This window comes from Stenotrophomonas maltophilia R551-3 (assembly GCF_000020665.1).
GTDB lineage: Bacteria > Pseudomonadota > Gammaproteobacteria > Xanthomonadales > Xanthomonadaceae > Stenotrophomonas > Stenotrophomonas maltophilia_L.
In genome coordinates, this window is record NC_011071.1 from 3,277,872 (window position 1) to 3,299,484 (window position 21,613).

Annotated in this window: 21 protein-coding genes; 12 read left to right on the forward strand and 9 right to left on the reverse strand. The window is 67.0% G+C overall.

Translation table 11 applies throughout. The features are described 5' to 3' along the window. The first annotated feature begins 1 nt into the window (after position 1). Positions 2–184, forward strand: a complete 183-nt coding sequence (locus tag SMAL_RS14955) for a hypothetical protein (protein WP_012511788.1) — start codon at positions 2–4, stop codon at positions 182–184. Positions 185–233: 49 nt separating this feature from the next. On the opposite strand, the gene SMAL_RS14960 is transcribed toward SMAL_RS14955, so the two are convergent. From SMAL_RS14960 to SMAL_RS14970, 3 genes are read right to left on the reverse strand one after another with little or no spacing between them, the layout of a single operon-like run. Beyond that, positions 234–1,115 (reverse strand): DUF4097 family beta strand repeat-containing protein, encoded by an 882-nt coding sequence (locus tag SMAL_RS14960; RefSeq protein ID WP_012511789.1) that lies wholly within the window; start codon positions 1,113–1,115, stop codon positions 234–236. Between the two features lie 12 nt (positions 1,116–1,127). Beyond that, positions 1,128–1,661, reverse strand: a complete 534-nt coding sequence (locus SMAL_RS14965) for a hypothetical protein (RefSeq protein ID WP_006382650.1) — start codon at positions 1,659–1,661, stop codon at positions 1,128–1,130. Further along, a complete protein-coding gene (locus SMAL_RS14970) occupies positions 1,658–2,236 on the reverse strand; it encodes an RNA polymerase sigma factor (RefSeq protein ID WP_012511790.1) in 579 nt (192 codons plus the stop codon). The genes SMAL_RS14965 and SMAL_RS14970 overlap by 4 nt, the downstream gene beginning before the upstream one ends. A 125-nt stretch (positions 2,237–2,361) precedes the next feature. On the opposite strand from SMAL_RS14970, the gene SMAL_RS14975 reads away from it, so the two are divergent. After that, positions 2,362–2,541 (forward strand): hypothetical protein, encoded by a 180-nt coding sequence (locus tag SMAL_RS14975; protein WP_006382703.1) that lies wholly within the window; start codon positions 2,362–2,364, stop codon positions 2,539–2,541. A gap of 35 nt (positions 2,542–2,576) precedes the next feature. Then, the gene (locus tag SMAL_RS14980; protein WP_006382705.1) at positions 2,577–3,170 is read left to right on the forward strand and encodes a mechanosensitive ion channel family protein; all 594 of its coding nucleotides are present in this window, start codon (positions 2,577–2,579) and stop codon (positions 3,168–3,170) included. 440 nt (positions 3,171–3,610) lie between these two features. On the opposite strand, the gene SMAL_RS20885 is transcribed toward SMAL_RS14980, so the two are convergent. The 3 genes from SMAL_RS20885 to SMAL_RS15000 form a co-directional block, all read right to left on the reverse strand. Continuing rightward, positions 3,611–4,962 (reverse strand): IS3-like element ISStma2 family transposase gene (locus tag SMAL_RS20885; RefSeq protein WP_087943697.1). Its coding sequence is split into 2 segments (ribosomal slippage): positions 3,611–4,515 and positions 4,515–4,962, totalling 1,353 coding nucleotides; the frame shifts between segments, so codons are not numbered across the junction. Between the two features lie 171 nt (positions 4,963–5,133). After that, positions 5,134–5,400: a DksA/TraR family C4-type zinc finger protein gene (locus SMAL_RS14995; protein WP_012511791.1), complete on the reverse strand. Its 267-nt coding sequence runs from the start codon at positions 5,398–5,400 to the stop codon at positions 5,134–5,136. 160 nt (positions 5,401–5,560) lie between these two features. After that, positions 5,561–6,118, reverse strand: coding sequence for a DUF2058 domain-containing protein (locus SMAL_RS15000; RefSeq protein ID WP_012511792.1), 558 nt, complete (start codon positions 6,116–6,118; stop codon positions 5,561–5,563). Positions 6,119–6,179: 61 nt separating this feature from the next. Between SMAL_RS15000 and SMAL_RS15005 the strand changes: the two genes are divergently transcribed. The 3 genes from SMAL_RS15005 (at position 6,180) to SMAL_RS15015 (ending at position 9,164) form a co-directional block, all read left to right on the forward strand. Next, positions 6,180–6,680, forward strand: a complete 501-nt coding sequence (locus SMAL_RS15005) for a M48 family metallopeptidase (protein ID WP_012511793.1) — start codon at positions 6,180–6,182, stop codon at positions 6,678–6,680. Positions 6,681–6,727: 47 nt separating this feature from the next. After that, positions 6,728–7,426: an RNA pseudouridine synthase gene (locus SMAL_RS15010; protein ID WP_012511794.1), complete on the forward strand. Its 699-nt coding sequence runs from the start codon at positions 6,728–6,730 to the stop codon at positions 7,424–7,426. Positions 7,427–7,574: 148 nt separating this feature from the next. Beyond that, on the forward strand, positions 7,575–9,164 hold the full coding sequence (locus SMAL_RS15015; RefSeq protein WP_012511795.1) for a phospholipase D family protein: 1,590 nt from the start codon (positions 7,575–7,577) through the stop codon (positions 9,162–9,164). A gap of 3 nt (positions 9,165–9,167) precedes the next feature. Here the strand turns inward: SMAL_RS15015 and SMAL_RS15020 are convergent, their stop codons facing one another. Continuing rightward, positions 9,168–10,244 carry an HDOD domain-containing protein gene (locus SMAL_RS15020; protein WP_004153018.1) on the reverse strand — a complete coding sequence of 359 codons (1,077 nt, stop codon included), beginning with the start codon at positions 10,242–10,244 and terminating at the stop codon, positions 9,168–9,170. Between the two features lie 278 nt (positions 10,245–10,522). Here SMAL_RS15020 and SMAL_RS15025 point away from each other — a divergent pair, with 278 nt between their 5' ends. Further along, positions 10,523–11,620 carry a Glu/Leu/Phe/Val dehydrogenase dimerization domain-containing protein gene (locus SMAL_RS15025; RefSeq protein ID WP_004153019.1) on the forward strand — a complete coding sequence of 366 codons (1,098 nt, stop codon included), beginning with the start codon at positions 10,523–10,525 and terminating at the stop codon, positions 11,618–11,620. 44 nt (positions 11,621–11,664) lie between these two features. On the opposite strand, the gene SMAL_RS15030 is transcribed toward SMAL_RS15025, so the two are convergent. Continuing rightward, positions 11,665–14,508, reverse strand: a complete 2,844-nt coding sequence (locus SMAL_RS15030) for an autotransporter serine protease (protein ID WP_012511796.1) — start codon at positions 14,506–14,508, stop codon at positions 11,665–11,667. Between the two features lie 183 nt (positions 14,509–14,691). Here SMAL_RS15030 and SMAL_RS15035 point away from each other — a divergent pair, with 183 nt between their 5' ends. The 3 genes from SMAL_RS15035 to SMAL_RS15045 all read left to right on the forward strand — a co-directional run bounded on the left by SMAL_RS15035 (position 14,692) and on the right by SMAL_RS15045 (position 16,901). Next, positions 14,692–15,867 (forward strand): thiolase family protein, encoded by a 1,176-nt coding sequence (locus SMAL_RS15035; protein WP_012511797.1) that lies wholly within the window; start codon positions 14,692–14,694, stop codon positions 15,865–15,867. Positions 15,868–15,991: 124 nt separating this feature from the next. Beyond that, positions 15,992–16,333, forward strand: a complete 342-nt coding sequence (locus tag SMAL_RS15040) for a hypothetical protein (protein WP_004153024.1) — start codon at positions 15,992–15,994, stop codon at positions 16,331–16,333. Between the two features lie 157 nt (positions 16,334–16,490). Beyond that, positions 16,491–16,901, forward strand: a complete 411-nt coding sequence (locus SMAL_RS15045) for a hypothetical protein (protein WP_004153031.1) — start codon at positions 16,491–16,493, stop codon at positions 16,899–16,901. Positions 16,902–17,207: 306 nt separating this feature from the next. Here the strand turns inward: SMAL_RS15045 and SMAL_RS15050 are convergent, their stop codons facing one another. Continuing rightward, positions 17,208–18,845 (reverse strand): acyl-CoA dehydrogenase family protein, encoded by a 1,638-nt coding sequence (locus SMAL_RS15050; RefSeq protein ID WP_012511798.1) that lies wholly within the window; start codon positions 18,843–18,845, stop codon positions 17,208–17,210. A 113-nt stretch (positions 18,846–18,958) separates the two neighbouring features. Between SMAL_RS15050 and SMAL_RS15055 the strand changes: the two genes are divergently transcribed. After that, positions 18,959–19,957: a ligase-associated DNA damage response exonuclease gene (locus SMAL_RS15055; protein WP_006382707.1), complete on the forward strand. Its 999-nt coding sequence runs from the start codon at positions 18,959–18,961 to the stop codon at positions 19,955–19,957. Further along, the gene (locus SMAL_RS15060) at positions 19,954–21,561 is read left to right on the forward strand and encodes an ATP-dependent DNA ligase (RefSeq protein ID WP_006382708.1); all 1,608 of its coding nucleotides are present in this window, start codon (positions 19,954–19,956) and stop codon (positions 21,559–21,561) included. The genes SMAL_RS15055 and SMAL_RS15060 overlap by 4 nt, the downstream gene beginning before the upstream one ends. Positions 21,562–21,613: the final 52 nt, after the last annotated feature.

The following is a 21,613-nucleotide window of genomic DNA, read 5'->3' on the forward strand; positions in this document are numbered from 1 at the left end:
CATGCCCCGCAAGGCAAAGACCCCCGCGAAGGCCAGCAACAGCATCCGCAGTGAACGCAAGGGCGCATCCGCCAGCACCGTGGTCAGCAGCGACTCGATCGCTTCGGACCTGGCCGCGTTCCGCAAGAGCGGTGGCAAGATCGAAGTTCTCGGTACCACCTGGGCGCTGAAGAAAGCCAGCTGACCCTCCCCCGACCGCGGCGGCGCTGCCGCCGCGGCCTGCCGGACCGCGCTCAGCGGTCCAGGCGTACCCGTACGCTGCCCGAATGCGATTCGATGCGGATGTCACCGTCACCGCCGCCCAGTCGTGTGTCCAGTCGGCTGCCCGGCCCATAACGCGGCCGCTCGACGTTACCGGCGTCACTGTTGATCGAACCACTGAAGCTGTTCACCGACAGCTGTGCCGACACAGTGCGCGGCAAGCGCAGGTTGACCGATGCACTCACCGACTCGACATTGATGCGGCCACCCGGTGCCAGTCCGGTCGCCGCCAGGTCAATGCCACCGGATACCGTCTCCACCGCCAGCCGCTGGATGCGTCCAGCATCGACATCGACCCGGCCCGATACGGTCTGCGCACCGATATCACCTGACACTCCCCCGCCCGCCTCGATGCGGCCACTGACCGTGTTCACGTCCAGCTGGGGCGTCTGCAGGCGCGCAGTGACATCGCCGCTGACCGTGTTGAGCTTGCTGTCACCACTGCGGCCGGAGGCGACGAGGTTGCCGCTGACCGAGTCGGCCTGCAGGCGGCGCACATCGATGCCGCTGATGTCCTGGTTGGCACTGATGGTGCTCAACCGCAGTTCGACCGCACGAGGCACGTTCAATACCAGCGTGGCGCCGCCATTGTTGTTGCGGTTCGGATACTCGATCTCCCAGCGCACGCGGTTGGCACTCTTCTCCTGCCGCAGCTGCAGGCCATCGCTGAGCGTGCCGGTCAGCTGTACATCGTTGCGGTCCCAGCCGCGCACGGTCACCTTGCCAGCCACGTTGCTCAGCTCGATGCGGCCGCCGGAGGCCACATTGTGGCGCTCATTGATCTGGGTATCGGCCAGCGCCACGGCCGGCACCAGCAACAGGGCCACGCAGCAGGAAATCAAGGGTCGGATCATGGGGGTTCTCCTTCAGGTCGTCAGGCCAGCAGCGGCGGCTTGTGCCGCCTGCCGGGTCAATTCCAGCCGCAGCGAATAGGTCCGCTTCAGCTGGCCAAGCAGGTGCGGGGCGCGCGGATCCTGCGCCATCGCCGCACGGATCTGAGCCGCACTTTCATCAAGTTCGAGCAGTGCCGGCTGCCACTCCGCCGCACGCCCATCGGGCAACGAGGCTACGGCCTGCCGGTACTGCTCGGTCATTGCCGCCGCCTGCAACTGCAGCGGAGACAACGGCAGTGCATCCGGTGGTGCATGCCGCCACGGCGCCACCGCGTACAGCGCAAGACTGGCGGCCAGCGCAGCACCCACCGGCAACCACCAGCGGCGACGTGGGCGCAGCGGCAGGGCCACCACGTTGTCCGCCGGCGCGGAGTCCGCGGGCGCTTCGCGCGGCGGCAGCTGCGCCGACAGGCGTGCCCAGCCATCGGTGGGTACGCTGCGTTCGGCCGGCAGCGCGCGCAGGCGTGCCAGCAGATCGTGGTCGGAATCGTGGTCGTGTGTACTCATGTCATGTCTCCCAGCCGTGCGCGCAACAAGCCGCGCGCACGATGCAACTGTGCCTTGGAACTGCCGACGGCCATCTGCAACTGCTCGGCGATTTCCTGGTGTTTCCAGCCTTCGATGTCGTGCAGTACCAGTACTGCACGTGCCCGTGGTGGCAGCGTCGACAGCGCCCGTTCGAGATCGCGTTCGGTGCCGGCGCAGCGGTCGTGCACTGCCAGTTCCTGCAACCCTCCGTCCACTTCGTCGAGGCTGTCGTGATCCTGCCCGGCAGCACGCCCACGCAGTTCCATCAGCGCGGCGTTGACGCCCAGGCGATGCAGCCAGGTCGACAGGCTGCTCTCGAAACGGAACCCCGGCAGCGCCTTCCACGCCTGCAGGAACGCTTCCTGCAATGCGTCTTCTGCACGTGCCTGCTGGCCGCCGCACAGCCGCCACAACACGGCGAACACGCGCGGTGCATGGCGCCGGTACAGCAGTTCATAGGCAGCGGTGTCGCCAGCGGCCGCCGCCCGCACCAGAGCGGGTTCGTCGACGGCGTCGTTGGCGGCAGGCGGCGCGGGCATGGTGGTGTCGAGCATATCGCTTGGATGCGGCGACCCTGCAAAAGGTTTAAGGCGGTCGACCGCCAACGTGATGCAACCTTTTCGGCGGCTGCTGCATCCATGGTAGGTCTTTCATGAAAATGCCGTCCGGGAGCCCTGCCATGTCCAGCCCATCCTGCGCCGCCCTGCTGGTGATCGCCGCCTGCGTCGTGCTGCAGGCACTGGGCCTGTCACTGCAGCTGCGTCCCGACAACGGCCGCGCCTGCCTGCAGCAGCATCGCCAGGAACTGGTCTGCCTGGCCTGGACACCCACGGTCGAATCGCCGGCACGCGCCGGGTAACATCAGGGGTTGTTACCGCCACCTGTTTTCGTCCCATGATGTTGTCGCTGAAGGATCACCTGCCGCCCTGGACCCACCCGTGGCTGCATGACGTGGGTATCGCCGTGAAGATCCTGCTGACCCTGCTCGCCGCCTGGCTGGTCAGGGTGCTGGCACGGCGCCTGATCCGCCGCTTCGCCGAGCACTACACACTGCCGCCGGAGATGGCGATGGGCGGGCGCCGGATCAGCAGCTTCGTGGTCTATTTCAGCGCGCTGCTTTACATCCTCAGCCTGCTGGGCGCGTCACCTTCGGTGCTGTGGACTGCGTTCACCGGTTTCGCCGCCGTGGGCGCGGTGGCCTTCTTCGCGGCCTGGAGCGTGCTGTCCAACATTTTCTGCACGCTGCTGATCTTCACCACCCGCCCGTTCCGCCTGCACGATTACATCGAAGTACTGGAGAACGGTGAGAAGCCGGGCCTGAAGGGCCGGGTGATCGACGTGAACCTGATCTACACCACGCTGCAGGAAACCGGCGACGGCCACGAGGGCACGGTGCTGCAGCTGCCGAACAACCTGTTCTTCCAGCGCACGGTGCGCCGCTGGCGTGACCCGGCGCAGGCCCCTGGCGGCATCCAGGGCGACGGCTGAGGGTGGTTTTCGGCAGGGCTGCGCCCTGCACCCGCTACGAGCTGGAGCAACAGCACCAGCAACAGCCGAAGCAACGCCAAAAGCTGGCTTCCTGTGGGATGGCGGGGTGAGTCCGGTGGCGGGAGACGCCGTAAACCCGTCCATGGGGGCTTGGCCGCGGCATCCATGCCGCGGACACTCCCGCCACCGGACCCACCCCGCCTTCGACAGATTTCCGCGATCTGCCGGAACGGCACGGGGTCGGATCCCGTTGCTACGCAACGGGCTCTGATTCCAATTTGACTATCGATATCTGACAGATTTCATCCATGCATGGCGTGGATCTACCAGATCGCGGGAATCTGTCAGAGGCGGGGCGGTGTCGGAGTGCGGGGTGTCCGCGGCATGGATGCCGCGGCCAAGCCCCCATGGATGAAGTGACCCCCGAGACTTGGACGGGGTCAGGCGGCCGATTGGGCCTGCTCCCGGTACTTTATCGGGCTGAGACCTTTCAGTTTCAGTTTGATGCGCTCTTCGTTGTAGTACTGGATGTATTCCACCAGCCCAGCTTCCAGACTCTCGATGCTGTCAAAGCTGTTCAGGTAGAAGAATTCCGACTTCAGCGTCCCAAAGAAGCTCTCCATCGCCGCATTGTCCAGGCAGTTGCCGCGCCGGGACATGCTTTGTTTCAACGAGTGCTTTTCCAGCATGTGCCGGTAGTTTTCATGCTGGTACTGCCAGCCCTGGTCGGAGTGGATCATGGGGCGCTCATCCGGGGGAAGCTTCTTGATGGCCTCCTCCAGCATTTGGCCCACCAGATCAAATACGGGCCGACGCTTGATCTGATAAGCCACGATTTCGCCGTTGTAGAGGTCCATGATCGGCGACAGGTACAGCTTCATGCCCTGCACCTTGAACTCGGTCACGTCAGTCACCCATTTCTGGTTGGGGCGCTCGGCATGGAACTGGCGATTGAGGTCATTGCCAACCACAACGTTGGCCGCCCCCTTGAAGGCCTGGTAGCGCTTCACACGCACCCGCGATTTCAGCCCCATCTCCCCCATCAGGCGCTGAACCCGCTTGTGATTGGTCCGATGGCCCTGATTGGCTAATTCCAGCGTCACCGTGCGATAGCCATAGCGCCCTTGGCTTTGATCGTAGATTGCACGGATGCGCTCGCACAGCTGTGCCTCGTCCTGATCCGGATGGGCCAGGACATGGTTCTGGTAATAGAACGTACTGCGTGACAGCTCAGCTGCTTCGAGCAGAAGCGACAGCGTATGAACCTGCCTCAATCCTTGGACGGCTTGCGCTTTGCGTCCTGCGCCGCCTGCTCTTCCCGGATCAAGGCATCGAGTTTTTTTAGGTAGTCGGTCTCCGCACGCAGATAGGCGACTTCCTTGAGCAGCTCATCGCGGCTCATATCTTCAGGTGGCTTGGACGAACGGGTCTTTTTCATCGGCTTTCGGGGCGGCGGCGGAGGGGGTGCCAACGCTTGGGCACCGCCTTGAGCATACAGGCGCCGCCATCGCCCCACCGCGCCGGCATCGCCAATTTGAAAGTAGGTGGTGGCCTCCCGCCCGGACATGCCGTCCTGGCTCATTTTCTCCAGGACAGCCAGCTTGAACGGGAGGTCATAGAACCGGGCCTGGCGATGAAATCCTCGCCAACCATGCAGCCGATAGGTCGCCACCCAGCGCCTGACCGTGGAGAACTCCAGGCCGTGGCGACGGGCAATGGCTTTGACCGATGTGGAGGTCTTGCAGGCCTCTTTGGCGACCTGCAGTTTGAAACGCGCGTCGTATCTGTTCATGTATCCCTCGGGGTTGGATCTGGTGTCCAATTCCCGGGGGTCACTTCAGGACGGGTTCACGGCGTCCCCGCACTCCGACACCGCCCCGCCATCCCACGTAATGCCCGCTTTTGACGTTGAAGTTGACGTTGCTTCGGCAGGTGCAGGGCCGCAAGCCCTGCCGAACAACCTTTACCTCAACTGGCTGTCCTTGCTGCCACGGCGGTTGTAGCCGGCATGCGCCTGCTCTTCGTCGTCATGCACCTGCTGGCACGCCACGCACAGCCGCGCACCCGGCACGGCCTGACGCCGCGCCAACGGGATCGGCGCGTCGCATTCCTCACAATGTTCCAGACCAGGACCCTCGCGCAGCTGGCGCCGCGCGCGGGCGATCGCATCGTCGACGGTGGCGTCGATCTGGTCCTGGACCGCGCCGTCTCCCGCCCAACCGGTGGCCATGGCCATCCTCCGCAGGTGTGTCGCCTGATATGGGGACGATACACCGCAGAGTGAACGGTAGCGCCGGGCAATGACCGGCGGGCCTTCAGCAAGCTGAGCAGAAGGCAGACGGGCCGGATCAGGCCGATTGCGGCTTAATCCCCTCCGTCCCCTTTTTTGCTTACCAGACCAGGTCGTCCGGCACCTGGAACTGGGCGTAGTAGGCGTCGTCTTCGGCGTTGCCGGTGGAGATCTCGGCGATCGAGCCTGGCTGGCCGTGGTCGACGATGATCGCTTCCGGGGCGCGTTCACGCACCTTTTCGGCGGCAGCGCGCGGCAGCAACGCGTAGCTCTCGCCGTGGGCGACGATGACCAGCACGCCCACCGACAGCGCCTTGCGCAGCTTGGGGTCGATCAGCAGGGTGCGGATCGCCGCGCCATCGCTGAAACGGTACTCGTCGTCGCCCTTGTGGGGCACGGCATGGGCGCTGATGATCTGCTTGGCCTGGGCCTTCTGTTCAGCCTGCTTGGCCTGGGCGTTGCGCTCGGCCGCCAGCGCGCGGTCGCGCTCGATCTTCTCCGCGCGGGTACGTTCAGCCTCACGCTGGACCTCGGCCGAGGTCGATTCGGCCTTGCCCTGGCGGGCCTTTGCCTGCGCGCTGGCGGCAGCGCTGGCCTGCGACTTCTTGGCCAGGCCGGCCTTGAGCAATTGTTCCTGCAGCGCGTTGGGCTTTGCCATGGTCGATGCGTACCGCGTGTAATCTGGAGGCCCCATTCTACCGACGCCCCGCCGCCCCTGCATGGCAGTCCTGAAGTACCTCACCGGCTACCCCGAACCCCTGGTCGCCCAGGTCAGCGAACTGCTGGCGCAGGGCAAGCTCGGCCCCTGGCTGCAGCAGCGCTACCCCGACCCGCATGAAGTGCGCAGCGACCGCCAGCTGTACGACTACACGCAGGACATGAAGGACCGCTACCTGCGCAAATCGGTGCCGCTCAACAAGGTCTGCTACGACAATACGCTGGAAGTCATCAAGCACGCACTGGGCACCCACACCGCCATTTCCCGCGTGCATGGTGGCCGCCTCAAGGCCAGCCGCGAGATCCGCATCGCCACCGTGTTCCGGCAGGCGCCGGCCGCATTCCTGCGCATGATCGTGGTGCACGAGCTGGCGCACCTGAAGGAGGCCGACCACAACAAGGCCTTCTACCAGCTGTGCCAGCACATGGAGCCGGACTACCTGCAGCTGGAGTTCGATACCCGCCTGTACCTAACCGAGCTGGCCAACCGTGGCCAGCGCTGAACCGGCGTTGCGGCTACACTGCGCGCCCCCTGCCTGACCTTTCCGCCATGGAACCGACCCGTCTCGACAAACGCCTGTCCGCCCTGCTCGGCATCCCGCGCGGTGAAGCCCGGCGCTACATCGAAGGCGGCTGGGTCAGCGTCAATGGCGAGGTGGTCGAGCAGCCGCAACGCCCGGTCGACGAGAGTGCGGTGATCGTGGTGGCCGAACAGGCCAGCGATGACAAGGCCGAGCGGGTCACCATGCTGCTGCACAAGCCCGCTGGCGTCGCGGCCGAAGCGCTGTGTGCCTTGATCAGCAGCGACAGCCGCAGCGAACTTGATGCCAGCGGCACCCGCCCGTTGCAGCGCCATTTCCATGGACTGCAGCTGGCTGCCGCGCTTCCGGCCAGCGACAGCGGCCTGGTGGTGGTCAGCCAGGACCCGGCGACGCTCGCCCACCTGCAGCGTAATCTCGGCCGCACCGAGCAGGAGTACCTGATCGAAGTGGCTGAAGGCGGACCCGAACGCGGTCCCTGGTTGATGGCGCGGCTGCAGCACGAATCCGGCGGAGCCAAGGTCAGCTGGCAGAGCGAGCAGCGCCTGCGCTTCGCTGGCAAAGGCCTGACCGCCAAGGGACTGCGCGTGGCGGTCGGCGCCGCGGGGCTGCAGGTTGCCGCAGTGCGCCGCCTGCGCATCGGCCGCGTGGCGCTGGGGCCGCTGCCGCCGGGGCAGTGGCGCTACCTGGGCAGCGACGAGCGGTTCTGACCCCGTCCAGGGTCAGAGCCCTTCCCTGCGACAAGGGGTCTGACCCTTCAACCCTCGGGGTCGAATCCCTTTCCGCGGGAAAGGGCCCTGACCCCATCCACGCATGGCGTGGATCTACGGCGACAGGTCTGTTGGCTTTCATCCACGCATGGCGTGGCTCTACCATCGGGGCATGAGCCCGCCCAAGCCCCTGTGGCGACGCCTGCTGCGCGTCACTGCGATCATCATCGCCATCCTGTTGCTGCTGGTCCTGTCCGGCCTGCTGCTGGCCGACCACCTCACCCCGCAGGCGCGTGGCGCGCCCTCGCAGGTGCTGCCACTGCAGCCGGCGCAGACCCGTATCGACCAGCAGATCGTGCCGCTGCAGGCAGCCCATCCCGGGCAATCCGGCGTGGTCTTCCTCAGCGATGGCATGGACGCCTTCGCAGCGCGCGCGATGATCACCTCGCATGCGGGACGCAGCCTCGACCTGCAGTACTACATCTGGCACGACGACCTGATCGGCCATCTGATGGCCAAGGCGCTGTACGACGCCGCCGAGCGCGGCGTGCGCGTGCGCATCCTGCTTGACGACATGAACGCCAAGGACAAAGACGCGTTGATGATGGCGCTCGATGCACACCCGAACATCGAGCTTCGCCTTTACAACCCGTTCCGCAACCGCACGGGCATCGCACGCATGCTGGAGCTGGTGCAACGCGCCTTCAGCGTGAACCACCGCATGCACAACAAGAGCTGGATCGCCGATGGCCGCATCGCGATCGTCGGTGGTCGCAACATCGGCGAGGAATATTTCAGCGCGCGCGACGACGTGAACTTCCAGGACCTGGACCTGGTGGTAGCGGGGCCGGCCGTGCAGCAGGCCAACCAGATCTTCGACGACTACTGGAACAGCAGCGCGGCCATCCCGATTTCCGCGCTGGCGTCATACAACGATGAACAGCTGCGGCAGCTGGTACGGCAGTCGGACCTGGATGCGATGCATGCCAAGGCGCAACCCTATCTGCAGCGCGTGGCCGACTCCCGCCGCCTGCAGCGGCCCAGCCCTGAGCCACTGCACTGGAGCGCGAACGTACGCATCGCTTCCGATCCGCCGATGAAGCACCGCGACGATGATCGCCATGCCTGGCTGGTCAGCACGCTCAGTGACGAGCTGCGCAGCACTCGCCGCAGTGCCTTGCTGATCTCGCCGTATTTCGTGCCTGGCGTGGAAGGCGTGGAGGGATTGGCGGCAATGGCCGCGCGCGGCGCGCAGGTCGGCGTGGTCACCAACTCACTGGCCGCCAACGACGTGGCGGCGGTACACGGCGGCTACATGGGCTATCGCGTGCCGTTGCTGAAGGCCGGCGTGCAGCTGTACGAGCTGAAGGCACACGGCCAGCTGGATGCCAGCCTGTTCGGCAGCAGCGGCGCCAGCCTGCACACCAAGGCGTTCGTGGTCGATGACCGCCGGGGCTTCGTCGGCTCGTTCAACCTCGACCCGCGCTCGGCCTATCTCAATACCGAAATGGGCGTGCTGTTCGATGATCCGGCGCTGGGGGCGCAGCTGCGCGATGAATACCTGCGCCTGGCCGGCCCAGAGCACAGCTGGTGGCTGGCGCTGGGGCGCGATAATGACCTGCGCTGGCTGCAACGGCAGCCGCCGCCGCACTGGGTGGAAGCCGAGCCCGGTGCCAGCCTCGGCAAGCGCTGGACCGCGCGGGTGATCAGCTGGCTGCCGGTGGAATCGCAGCTGTAGCGCTCAAGGTGCCGTTCCGGCCTCGTCCTGTGCGGCGTCATCCCGCGTTTCCACGCTGCGCCCATGCAGGCGCCGCCAGATCCAGCGCAGCGCATGCGGCGGCGCCGACGGCAGTTGTTCAAGCAGGGCCAGCATGCGCCCCTGGCTGGCATGGCCATGGCGGCACAACAGGCTGGCCGCAGCCGCCGCGCTGGCCAGGCGCAGGCTGTCGGCCAGCGGGCCATCTGCCTCGGGCGCCAGCGCCTGGTGTACCGGCTCGGGCAGTTCCCATGCTGCTGCCACGCGCTGTGCCAACGGCAGCGACCACTGCTGCAGCAGTTGCAATGCCAGCGCCGGTTCCACGCTTTCGCCACGCGCCTGCGCTTCCTGCAGCAGCTGGCGCATCACCAGCGCCGCGCCCAGCCCCTGCACCAGGCCCAGCCACTGTGCAGCGAAGGCATCACCGAAGGTGACCGTGCGCGCGTGGTCGGCAGCCGCGCGCGAAGCCAGCAGCGCGTGCTCCCAGATGATCGTGCTGAACTGCGGGAACGCATCGCACTGCATCTGCATCACCGGCTGTACCAGCACCGCACTGATGATCTGCCGCACGCCTTCGGTACCGACCAGGGTCACCGCCCGCTGCAGGCTTTCCACCGGTCGCTCGTGCACTTTGTAGGCCGGGCTGTTGGCGATGCGCAGCAAATTGCCGGTCAGCACCGGGTCCTGGCCGATGATCGCGGCCATTACCCGTGCCGAGGCGGCATCGTCGTTCACGGTCTGGATCAATTGCGGCAGCAGCTGCGGACGGCGTGGAAGCTGCCGGGTGGCCCAGTCGCGGTCCTGCAGCGCGCGTGCCACCGCTTCCCCCAACGCCGGATCCTGCACCGGCGCCGGCTCACCGGCCAGCCGCGGGTACAGCGCCAGCGCGTGCAGGCCGCGCTGCAGATGTGCCGCGATCTCCGCCGATGGCAGGGCTTCACCCTGCAGGCTGGCCGCTGCAGCCGCCACGGCCTGTCGCGATGCCGCTGCAAGGCGGGACGGCGCAGCCCCGGTCGAGCGCGCCAGCCAGCCGCGCAGCGATCGCCACCAGGCCGGCGTCATCGCCGCCCGCCCTGTCGTTGTGGTGCCCGTGCCGTCACTGACTGCCCTGCCTCTTCACACGAATCCGGCGACCCGCCGTCGTCGCAGCATCGGCCGCACTTTCATCTTCTTTAACCGGAAGGCTACCGATGTCGACGGCACCGGCCGGGGGAATGGACTAGAATGGCGCCGCGCGACCCGTCCCCCTGCACCGACGACGTCGCTTTTTTTGTTTTGGGACCCTACCGTTCACTGGCCGTTCGCTGCAGTTCGCCGCTGTTCGCGCCATCGGAGACGCCATGCTATTCGAAACCCTCGCCACCACCGGCCACGAACAGGTGGTGTTCTGCCACAACCACGACGCCGGCCTGCAGGCGATCATCGCCATCCACAACACCACCCTGGGCCCGGCCCTGGGCGGCGTGCGCATGCGTCCCTACGCCAGCACCGACGAGGCACTGGCTGACGTGCTGCGGCTGAGCCGGACGATGACCTACAAGAATGCGCTGGCCGGCCTCAACGTGGGTGGCGGCAAGGCCGTGATCATCGGCGACCCGAAGGTGGACAAGACAGAAGTTCTGTTCCGTGCCTTCGGCCGCTATGTCGATTCGCTCGGTGGGCGCTACATCACTGCCGAGGACGTCGGCACCGACGTCAACGACATGGAGAACATCTACCTGGAGAGCCAGTTCGTGACCGGCGTGCACCAGGTCCATGGCGGCTCCGGCGATCCGGCGCCCTTCACCGCCTACGGTGCGCTGCAGGCGCTGATGGCGGCGATGCGCTTCAAGTTCGGCCATGAGGAAGTGGGCAAGACCAGCATCGCGGTGCAGGGCCTGGGCCACATCGGCATGGAACTGGTGAAGCTGCTGCGCGATCGCGGTGCCAAGCTGTATGTCACCGATCTGGACAGCGCGCTGGTTGATCGCGCGGTCAGCGATTTCGGCGCCGAAGCAGTCAAGCCGGACGAGATCCACGAGGTGAACGCCGATGTGTTCGCACCGTGCGCCCTGGAAGGCGCCATCAATGCCGACACCCTGCCGCGGATCAAGGCGAAGATCATCTGTGGCACCGCCAACAACCAGCTGTCGAGCCTGGAGATCGGCGACGAGCTGCATGCGCGCGGCATCCTGTATGCGCCGGACTATGCGGTCAACGCCGGTGGCGTGATGAACGTGTCGCTGGAGATCGATGGCTACAACCGCGAACGCGCCATGCGCCTGATCCGCAGCATCTACCACAACCTCACCCGCATCTTCGAACTGTCGCAGCGCGAGAACATCGCGCCGCAGCGGGCGGCCGACCGCATCGCCGAGAGCCGCATCCTGTCGATCGGCAAGCTGAAGATGCCGCTGGGCCGCAGCACCCCGCGTCTGGGCAACCTGCGCGGCGGCTGAGCCTGCCGTGGTCGCGCCGGGCTTGACCCGGCGCGACCCGTCCTTCAGAAGCCGGTGCTGTAGCGCAATGCTGCCTGCCGCGCGCCTTCGCCACCGATGCGCTGGTCGAAGCCCAGGCTCAGACGGCCATTGCGGCCCCACCACGATTCCAGCGCCACACCGAACAGCGCACTGCCGCGTGGCGCATCCCAGCCGGCCAGCGGCGCCCAGGCATCGACGCCGACGAAACTGGCCTGCCAGTCCGCGTCGCGTGCATCCAAGCGCTGTTGCCATTCGGCATGACCACGCACGGTCCAGCGTCCCCACCCACGTTCACCACGCAGGCCGGCCAGCACCTGACTGCGTTGCACACGGTTGGCATCACCGCGCAGGCCGAAGCCGAACCCGCCCAATTCGTTGAACGCATCGGTATCGACGCGGGTGCTGCTGGCCCCCAGATACGGCGTCAACGATGCCCCTGCGCGACCGAAGCGATAACCGCCTTCGACGCTGGCACTGCTGAAACGGCCACCGTAGCGTGCAGACACGCCATACGCGCCAGCGCCCAGCAGCAGCTGGCGGTCCAGCGCGCGGGTGAACTGACCGCTGCCGAACTGGGCCAGTGCATAACCACGCCCAAGGTTCCAGCCGGCATACAGCTGCGCCTGTGCCTGCCGGTCGCGGCCACGATCACCACCGAAGCTGCTGCCACCGTTGCTGCGGGTCTCGCCGAAGGCCACGCCCATCAATCCGTTGCTGCCCAGCGGCAGATCCTGGCCCGCCATCCAGCCGTGGCTGTCGGCGGTGTTGCCGGCGAAGCTGCCCTGCCCGGCCTCGCCCAGCGCGCTCTGCCAGGTGCCGCGCAGCCGCGGTGCAGCCTGCACGCGATCGAAGCGCTCGGCGATCGCGCGCCGCGACATGTCGATGCTGTCGAAGGTGGCCGACTCGGCCCTCGCGTGCGCTTGCCCGGACAGGCTCTGCAGGCTGGCGGCCAAACCTTCGCTGCCGCCGCCGGTCCTCTGCAGCGCACCGGCCGCCGTGCCAAACGCCGATCCCTGCAGGCCAGCATTGCGGTCGAGTGCAGCGAACGCCCCTTCCAGGCGCTGCGCCGCAGCCTGTGCAGAAACACCCAGGCCAGTGGCCGCTGCACTCACGCTCACCTGTGTCAGGTTCAACCAGGCGTTGTTGCTGTCATAGCCATAGCTGCTCTGCAGCAGGCTGACACCGTCCAGGCCGCTTGATGTCGCCGGGGTGCTGAAAGTGCCGCTCAGGCTGCCCACCGCATGGATCAGATCCTGGCGGGCACCGTTCTGCGGCACGTAGCCGGTGACAACGCCGTGCACGCGCACTCCGCCGTCGATCTTCGCATTGCCGGTGACCTGCAGGGCCTTGGCACCGAGTGCGATCATCAGCTGCGCGCCGGCTTGCTGGGTATAGTCACCCTCGATGGTGCCAGTGGTGTTGCCGGTGGTCAGGAACACGCTGCTGCCATTGATCACATTGCCGATCACGCGGGGCGTGCCGCCATTGAACTGCAGGCCGGTCGAATCCGGATCGGACTGGCCGAGGATGGTCACGTTGGAACGGATCACGCCACCGTTCTGCAGCGACAGGATGCCGCGTTCGATGCGGGTGGCACCGGTGTAGCTGTTGTTGCCGGCCAGCACCAGGGTGCCCCCGCCCTGCTTGACCAGCCCGCCGCTGCCGACGATATCGTTGCTCCACAGCGAACCGGTCGAGGCAACATCCACATTGGCTACAACGTCACCCCAGTCGAAGCGACCTGGGCCCTTGATCGCACGACCGATGTCGAGCAGGCCGTAGCCGAACACCGCATCCACGCCGGGCGCGCCGATGTCCTTGGCGGTGCCCAGCAGGGTCTGCCGCACCAGGTTGTTGTCGAAGTACGGGTAGCGCTGCCAGACCAGCGCGGCGGCGCCGGAGATCAACGGAGCGGCGAACGAGGTGCCGTAGTTCCAGTAGTAGCTGCCGCCATTGGCATCGGGATAGACCGCGCTGCCCGGTGCTGCCAGGCAGTAGCGCGCTGCCTGGCCGCAGGCGTTGGCGTAGCTGGCAAGTGCACTGGGGGTGTACGGATCGACCGCGGTCGCCACCAGCCAGCCGCGCTCCAGATCGGCCGCGGGCAGTGAGCCGGCCACGCCCTTCTGGCTGGGCAGGGCGGCCAGGCTGCTCGGTTCGCTGCGGCCATCATTGCCGGCAGCGAACACCACCAGGCCACCGTGGTTGATCACGAACGGACGGTACTCGGCAGCGACCTGCGCGGTGGTCGGCAGGTCGGTCCAGTACAGGCCGCCCCATGAGTTGTTCATCACCTTCACGTTGTAGCTGATCAGGTCCTGGTGGACCTGGGCCACGCCCAGCGGGCCGCTGAAGGCATTGCCCTGGCCACTGCCGTCATCGGTCGGCGGCTTGTCGGAAATGATCCGTGCCGAGACGATCTGCGCACCCGGCGCGATGCCGCCCGGCCAGGAGCCCACCGCTGCGCCGGCGGCCAGGCTGGCCACCGCGGTGCCATGGCCGACCACGTCGTCAACGCCCAGATTGTTCCTGGCCGGATCGATGTAGTTGAAGTTGGCCAGCACCCGTCCATTCAGGGCCACCGCAGTGCGCTGCACGCCCGAGTCAACGATACCGATGCGCACACCCTGACCGGTCAGTCCGGCGGCCTGTGCGGCACGCGCGTTGGTGACTGCCAGATGCGCATCAAACGTCGGCTCCTGCGGTTTGGCCGGCGGTGGCGTAGTGGGTGGGGGTGGCGTCGGCGGCGTGGGCGTGGTCGGCGGCGGATCGACGCGCACGTTGCTGCCGCCCCCGCCGCCGCCACAGGCCGTCAGCGCCATCGCCAGCGCAGTTGCCAGGACAGACCTCACCATCGTCGTGCGTTCCATCGATTCCTTCCCATGAACGTTGGCCTGCCTTCATCCTGGCAGGCATGCGGCGGCGCCCAGCGGCCGCCCTCCCCGACCCTCTATACTTGGGCCGACCCCCACGCAGTCTGCCGGGAAACCGCGGCGCTTCCAACGGCCCCCGGTCTCCTTTCCGAACATTGCTTACGCATCAACGAGATTGCCATGTCCAACATCGTCATCGCCGCCGCCAAGCGCACCGCCATCGGCTCCTTCCTCGGCCAGTTCACCGGCGTGCCGACACCCACCCTCGGCGCGGCCGCCATCGCCGCCGCCCTGGAACAATCGGGTGTCCCGGCCAGCGACGTTTCCGAAGTCCTGATGGGCTGCGTGCTGCCGGCCAACCTCGGCCAGGCGCCCGCCCGCCAGGCCGCGATCGCTGCCGGCATCCCGCTGTCGGTCGGTGCTACCACCCTCAACAAGGTGTGCGGCTCGGGCATGAAGACCATCATGCTCGGCCATGACCTGATCAAGGCCGGCTCGGCCCGCATCGTGGTCGCCGGCGGCATGGAGTCGATGTCCAATGCGCCGCACATGCTGCCGAACTCGCGCACGGGCAACCGCTTCGGCAACTTCCAGGCAGTCGACCACATGGCCCACGATGGGCTGGTCAACGCCTACGACGGCAAGGCGATGGGTGAGTTCGCCGAGTGCGCCGTGGACAAGTATCAGTTCAGCCGCGAAGAGCAGGACGCCTACGCCATCGAATCGGTCAAGCGCGCGCAGGCCGCACAGGCCAACGGCGCGTTCGCCGATGAAATCGTCGCGGTGAAGGTCGCCACCCGCAAGGGCGAGGTCGAGGTCGCCACCGACGAGCAGCCGGGCCGCTCGGACATCGCCAAGATCCCGACCCTGCGCCCGGCCTTCAAGAAGGACGGCAGCGTGACCGCCGCCAGTTCCTCCAGCATCTCCGACGGCGCTGCAGCAGTGGTCCTGCTGACCGAGGAAGATGCAGCCGCACGCGGCATCACCCCGCTGGCGCGCATCGTCGGCCACGCGACCCATTCGCAGGAACCGGAGTGGTTCACCACCGCCCCGATCGGCGCGCTGCACACGCTGCTGGACAAGACCGGCTGGTCGCTGGACCAGGTCGACCTGTTCGAAATCAACGAGGCTTTTGCCGTGGTCGCAATGGCGCCGATGCGCGAACTGGGCATCCCGCACGACAAGCTCAACGTGAATGGCGGTGCCTGCGCTTTGGGCCATCCGATCGGTGCCTCCGGCGCACGTCTGGTGGTGACCCTGGTCAACGCCCTGCGCACGCGCGGTGGCAAGCGCGGCATTGCCACCCTGTGCATCGGCGGCGGCGAAGCAACCGCAATCGCCATCGAATTGATTTAAAAAGATTTAACGATGATTTCGCAAAAATGAATGCGGGATCGCTTGACACCCAATCTTGGCTTGTCATCATGTTGTCGGCGCGCAGCATGCGCGTTGCCTAATTCTAACGACGAGGATTTACACAATGAGCATCAACAAGCTGCTGGTCGCGATGTCCCTGGCCCTGGCCCTGGCCGCCTGCTCGAAGCAGGAAGCTGCCCAGGACGCCGCTGCTTCGGCCAACGAAGCCGCCACCGAAGCCCAGGCTGCTGCCGACCAGGCCGCCGCTGCTGGCGCCCAGACCGCCGACGCTGCCCAGCAGGCCGCTGACACCGCCGCCACCGCTGCTGACGCTTCGGTTGACGCTGCTGCCCAGGCTGGCGCTGCTGCCACCGACGCCGCTGCCGGCGCCGCTGCTGACGCTGCCAAGGCTGCTGAAGGCACCGCTGAGAAGGCCAAGGACGCTGCTGAAGAAGCCAAGAAGTAATAACTTCTTTCTTCACGCTGTTCTGGAAAAGCCGCTGGTTCGCCAGCGGCTTTTTCTTTTCCCGAATGCGCGCGACTGAGCCGCTGCATCGCGACCCCGTCTTCACAACGGCATGAATAGGCTGGCGTCCCCATCCATTGCAGTACCGGAGACCGCCATGAAGATTCGTCCGATCACCACCACCCTGCTGGCCGCCTCCCTGCTGCTGGCCCTGGCCGCCTGCAAGGGCCCGGAAGCCGAACAGGCCAAGCAGGATGCACAGCAGGCCGCCGACAGCGCTGGCGCTGCCGCCCGCGACGCCGTCGACAAGGCTGCGGCTGCCACCCGCGAAGCCGCCGACAAGACCGCCGCCGCCTCCGAGCAGGCCGCCGCCGATACCCAGCAGGCGCTGGACAAGGCAGCAGACGCTACCGCCAACGCTGCCGACAAGGCTAAGGACGCTGCAACCGACGCCGCCGCACACGCCAGCGACGCCACCGCCAACGCCGCGCAGAAGGTTGCCGACAAGGCCCGCGATGTCGCCAACGACGCGAAGAGCAACGCGGCCAAGGAAGAAGCCAAGCACTAACGGTTCGTTCGCCGGGCATGGCCCGGCGCTACCGGCCAGCCGAGCATCGGCTCGGCTCCACAGGAAAAGCCGCGGCACTGCCGCGGCTTTTCTGCTTTTCGCTCTCCGCTCTTTCTGTTGATTCCGTGGTGGACGGCACGGAAACCGCCCAAGGACGCGCGGGTGGGCTGCGCAGGGGTGTCCGCGGCATGGATGCCGCGGCCAAGCCCCCAAGGACGGGTTCACGGCGTCCCCTGCGCAACCCACTCGCGCGGCCACCGCCGATATCAGCGCCCACCACGAGGGGGCTCCGCCGTTGGCCGCCTCCTACGGCAGCGCGCGCGCCAGCATCGCCGACAGATCCAGCCCCACCGGCAGCGTCCCGAATGCCAGCCCATGCTCTCCTTCCAACCGGCTGCGCACGAACGCCTCCGCCATCGGGCTGTGCGCACGCAGCAGCAATGCCGCCTGCAGCAGCAGCGCAGTGCGCTCGCAGAACAGCCGCGCCTGCGACTCGTCCGGCGGCGCCGCCGCTGCCCAGCGCTGCAATGCAGCTGCATAGCGCGCATCCCGGTCGGCCACCGACGCCAGTTCCGTGCGCAGTGCCTCCAGCGCCTCCGGCTCACGCGCCAGCGCGCGCAGTACGTCCAGGCACTGGATGTTGCCGCTGCCCTCCCAGATCGAATTCAACGGTGCCTGCCGGTACAAGCGCGGCAGCATCGACTCTTCCACATAGCCCGCGCCACCCAGGCATTCCTGCGCCTCGTTGACGAAGCCCGCCGCACGCTTGCAGACCCAGTACTTGCCCAGCGCCGTACCCACCCGCGCCAGCGCCGCCTCATTGGCGTCCACACCGGCACGGTCCACTGCACGCGCGATGCGCATCGACAGCACCGTGGCCGCCTCCGACTCCAGCGCCAGGTCGGCCAGCACGTTGGCCATCAGCGGGTGCTCCACCAGCAGCTTGCCGAACGTGCGCCGATGGCGTGCATGGTGCAGCGCCTGCGACAAGGCCATGCGCATCTCCGCCGCCGCGCCCAGCATGCAGTCCAGGCGGGTCATCATCACCATGCCGATGATGGTGGCCACGCCGCGCCCCTCCTCGCCCACGCGCCATGCCTGCGCACCGCAGAACTCGACCTCGCTGGACGCGTTGGCCCAGTCACCGAGCTTGTCCTTCAGCCGCATCAACCGGAACGCATTGCGGTCGCCATCGGCCAGCCGGCGCGGCATCAGCAGGCAGGTCAATCCCCCCGGTGCCTGTGCCAGCACCAGAAAGCCATCGCACATCGGTGCCGAAAAGAACCACTTGTGGCCAACCAGCCGGTAACGCTCGCCATCAATCGGTTCGGCCCGCGTGCTGTTGGCACGGACATCCGAACCACCCTGCTTCTCGGTCATGCCCATGCCAAGGGTGATGCCGGCCTTGTCCGTTGCCGGTACATCGCGCGGGTCGTAGACCGGCGCGGCAGCCTTGCGCGCCCACTCGGCCAGGTGCGGCTGCGACTGCAGCACCGCCACCGCTGCGTGGGTCATGGTCAGTGGGCAACTGGTGCCGGCCTCGGCCTGGTGGTGCAGGTAGCTCAGCGCCGCCCGCGCGACATGTGCGCCGGGCTGTGGCTCGTGCCAGGACAATCCAGCAACGCCGTGCGACTTCGCCGTACCCATCAGCTGGTGATAGGCCGGATGGAACTCCACCGTATCGATGCGGTGGCCCTGCGCATCGTGCGTGCGCAGGCGCGGGCGATCGCGGTTGGCATCGAAGCCGAGCCGGTACAGCTCATCACCGGCCAGCGCGCCGTACACCGCCAACCGCGGCGCGAAGCTGCCGGCGCCTTCGCGTTGCACCGCCTCCATCAACGCCACATCATCGGTCCACAGCTGGCGGCCGGCAAACGGGGGTGGCTGGTTGAGCACCACATGGGTTTCGAAGGGCGCATTGCTGCTGAAGCTCGGTCCACTCATCCGGTCCATCCTGGCGGCAAGAAGTGTGCGTCCCGATTGTGCCGCATCGCCCGCCAAGCCCGCGTTCAGGCCGATTCTCACCCCGTGCACGAAGCGCGCGCCACAGTGATCGCATGGCAGGCAACGACGATCTGGTGGTACTGCGCCCGGAAGGGCTGTACTGCGCCGCGGGTGATTTCCATATCGATCCCTGGCGGCCGGTGCCGCGCGCGGTCATCACCCATGGCCATGGCGACCACGCCCGCCCGGGCATGGGCGAATACCACTGCAGCAAAGGCAGCCTGCCGATCCTGCGCTGGCGGCTCGGTGATGTGCCGGTGCAGGCGCATGCCGAAGGTCTGCCCTTCCAGCTCGGCCGGGTGCAGGTGTCGCTGCATCCGGCCGGCCATGTACTCGGTTCGTCGCAGGTGCGCATCGATGACGGCGAGCAGGTCTGGGTAGCCTCCGGCGATTACAAGCGCCAGCCTGATCCCACCTGCACGCCGTTCGAAGTGGTGCCCTGCGATACCTTCATCACCGAGGCCACCTTTGCCTTGCCGATCTACCGCTGGCCGGACACCCCCGCAGTCGCTGCAGAGATCGTCGCCTGGCGCCGCGAATGCGAGCAGCGCGGCGAGGCCGCGATCCTGCTCTGCTATGCCCTGGGCAAGGCGCAGCGGGTGCTGGCTGAACTGCTGCCGCTGGATGATCGCCCGGCCTGGCTGCACGGCGCCATCGCCAATGGCGTGGCGGTCTACCGGCAGGCCGGCGTACCGATGCTGGAGACGCTCGCCGTGGCCGAACAGGGCCGCCAGCCGGACGCGGCGGGCCAGTTGATCCTCGCCCCACCCTCGGCCGCGGGCACACCATGGATGCGCCGCTTCGGCCGCCACCAGCTGGGTTTCGCCTCGGGCTGGATGCAACTGCGCGGCAACCGCCGCCGCCGCAATGTCGATCGCGGTTTCGTCATTTCCGACCACGCCGATTGGCCCGCACTGCTGCAGACCATCGAACAGACCGGCGCGCAGCGGGTAATCGCCACCCACGGCAATACCGATGCATTGATCCCCTACCTGCGCGAGCGCGGTGTGGCTGCCGAAGCCTTCCGTACCGATTTCGGGAGCGAGGAATGAAGGCCTTCGCCGCGCTCTACCAGCGCCTGGACCGCAGCACCGCGACACTGGACAAGCGTGCGGCGCTGGTCGACTACTTCCGCCACGCGCGTGCGCATGATGCGGCGTGGGCGCTGTACCTGCTCAGCGGCGGCAAAGTGGGCGGTGCACGCCGGAAGATCGCCGCCAGTGGCGAACTGCGCGCCTGGATTGCCGAAGAATCAGCGCTGCCACCGTGGCTGGTCGAAGACAGCTATGCCCAGGTCGGAGACCTGGCCGAGACACTGACCCTGCTGCTGGATGATCCAGCGCAGCCTTCGCTCGACCGGCCATTGGCCGAATGGATCGAACAGCACCTGCTGGCCGTGGCCAACCAGCCCGAACCGGTACGCCGCGAGGCGGTGGTCTCGGGCTGGCAGCAGCTGTGCAGCCGCGAACGCCTGGTGTTCAACAAACTGCTGACCGGCGCCCTGCGCGTGGGTGTTTCGCAGCGTCTGGTGCAGCAGGCGCTGGCCGAATGGTCCGGCCTGGACATCGCGCGCATCGCCCAGCGCATGCTCGGCGACTGGGTGCCCTCACCCGGGCTGCTGGGCCAGCTGTTGTCGCCGGACGAGCTGCCACTGGACCGGCAACAGCCCTACCCGTTCTTCCTCGCCTCGCCACTGGAAGGCGCTCCCGGCGATCGCCTCGGTCCCGTCGACGACTGGCTGCTGGAATGGAAATGGGATGGCATCCGCCTGCAACTGCTGCGCCGGCGTGGCGAAGTGGCACTGTGGTCACGCGGCGAGGAACGCCTGGACGGCCGCTTCCCCGAGATCGAACAGGCGGCGATGGGCCTCCCCGATGGCTGCGTGCTGGACGGCGAGCTGCTGGCCTGGGATGAGGCCACCGGCCTGCCGCGCGCCTTCACCGCGCTGCAGACCCGCATCCAACGGCGCAAGCCCGGTGCGGCGACGTTGCGCAACACACCGGTACGGGTGCTGGCCTACGACCTGCTTGAACAGGAGGGCGCGGATCTGCGCGGACTGCCGTTGCAGCAACGGCGCATGCGCCTCGCCGAAGTCATCGGCGCACTGGGCGACACGCGTATCCAGCTCTCGCCCGAAGTTCCCGCCGATGACTGGTCGCAGGCTGCAGCACTGCGGGAAGCAGCACGCGAGCGTGGTGTCGAAGGATTGATGGTGAAGCGGCGCGCATCGGCTTACCAGTCCGGACGACGACGTGGCGACTGGTGGAAATGGAAAGTCGATCCACTCACCATCGATGCCGTGCTGTTGTACGCGCAGGCGGGACACGGGCGGCGCAGCACGCTGTACACCGACTACACTTTCGGGATCTGGGACGGCGACACGCTGGTGCCAGTAGCCAAGGCTTACTCGGGTCTGGACGACAAGGAGATCCTTGCCCTCGATCGCTGGATCCGCGCCAACACGCGTGAGCGCTTCGGGCCTGTACGCAGCGTGCGCGCCGAACAGGTATTCGAACTCGGATTCGAAGCGGTCAACCGCAGCAGCCGGCACAAGTCCGGCATCGCCGTGCGTTTTCCGCGCATCCTGCGCTGGCGGCACGACAAACCGGCCAGTGAGGCCGACCAGCTGGCCACCCTGCAGGCGCTGGCACGATGACCCGCAGCGAGGCGCTGCGCCGGCTGGAAGACTGGTTCGCAGCGCGAGGCTG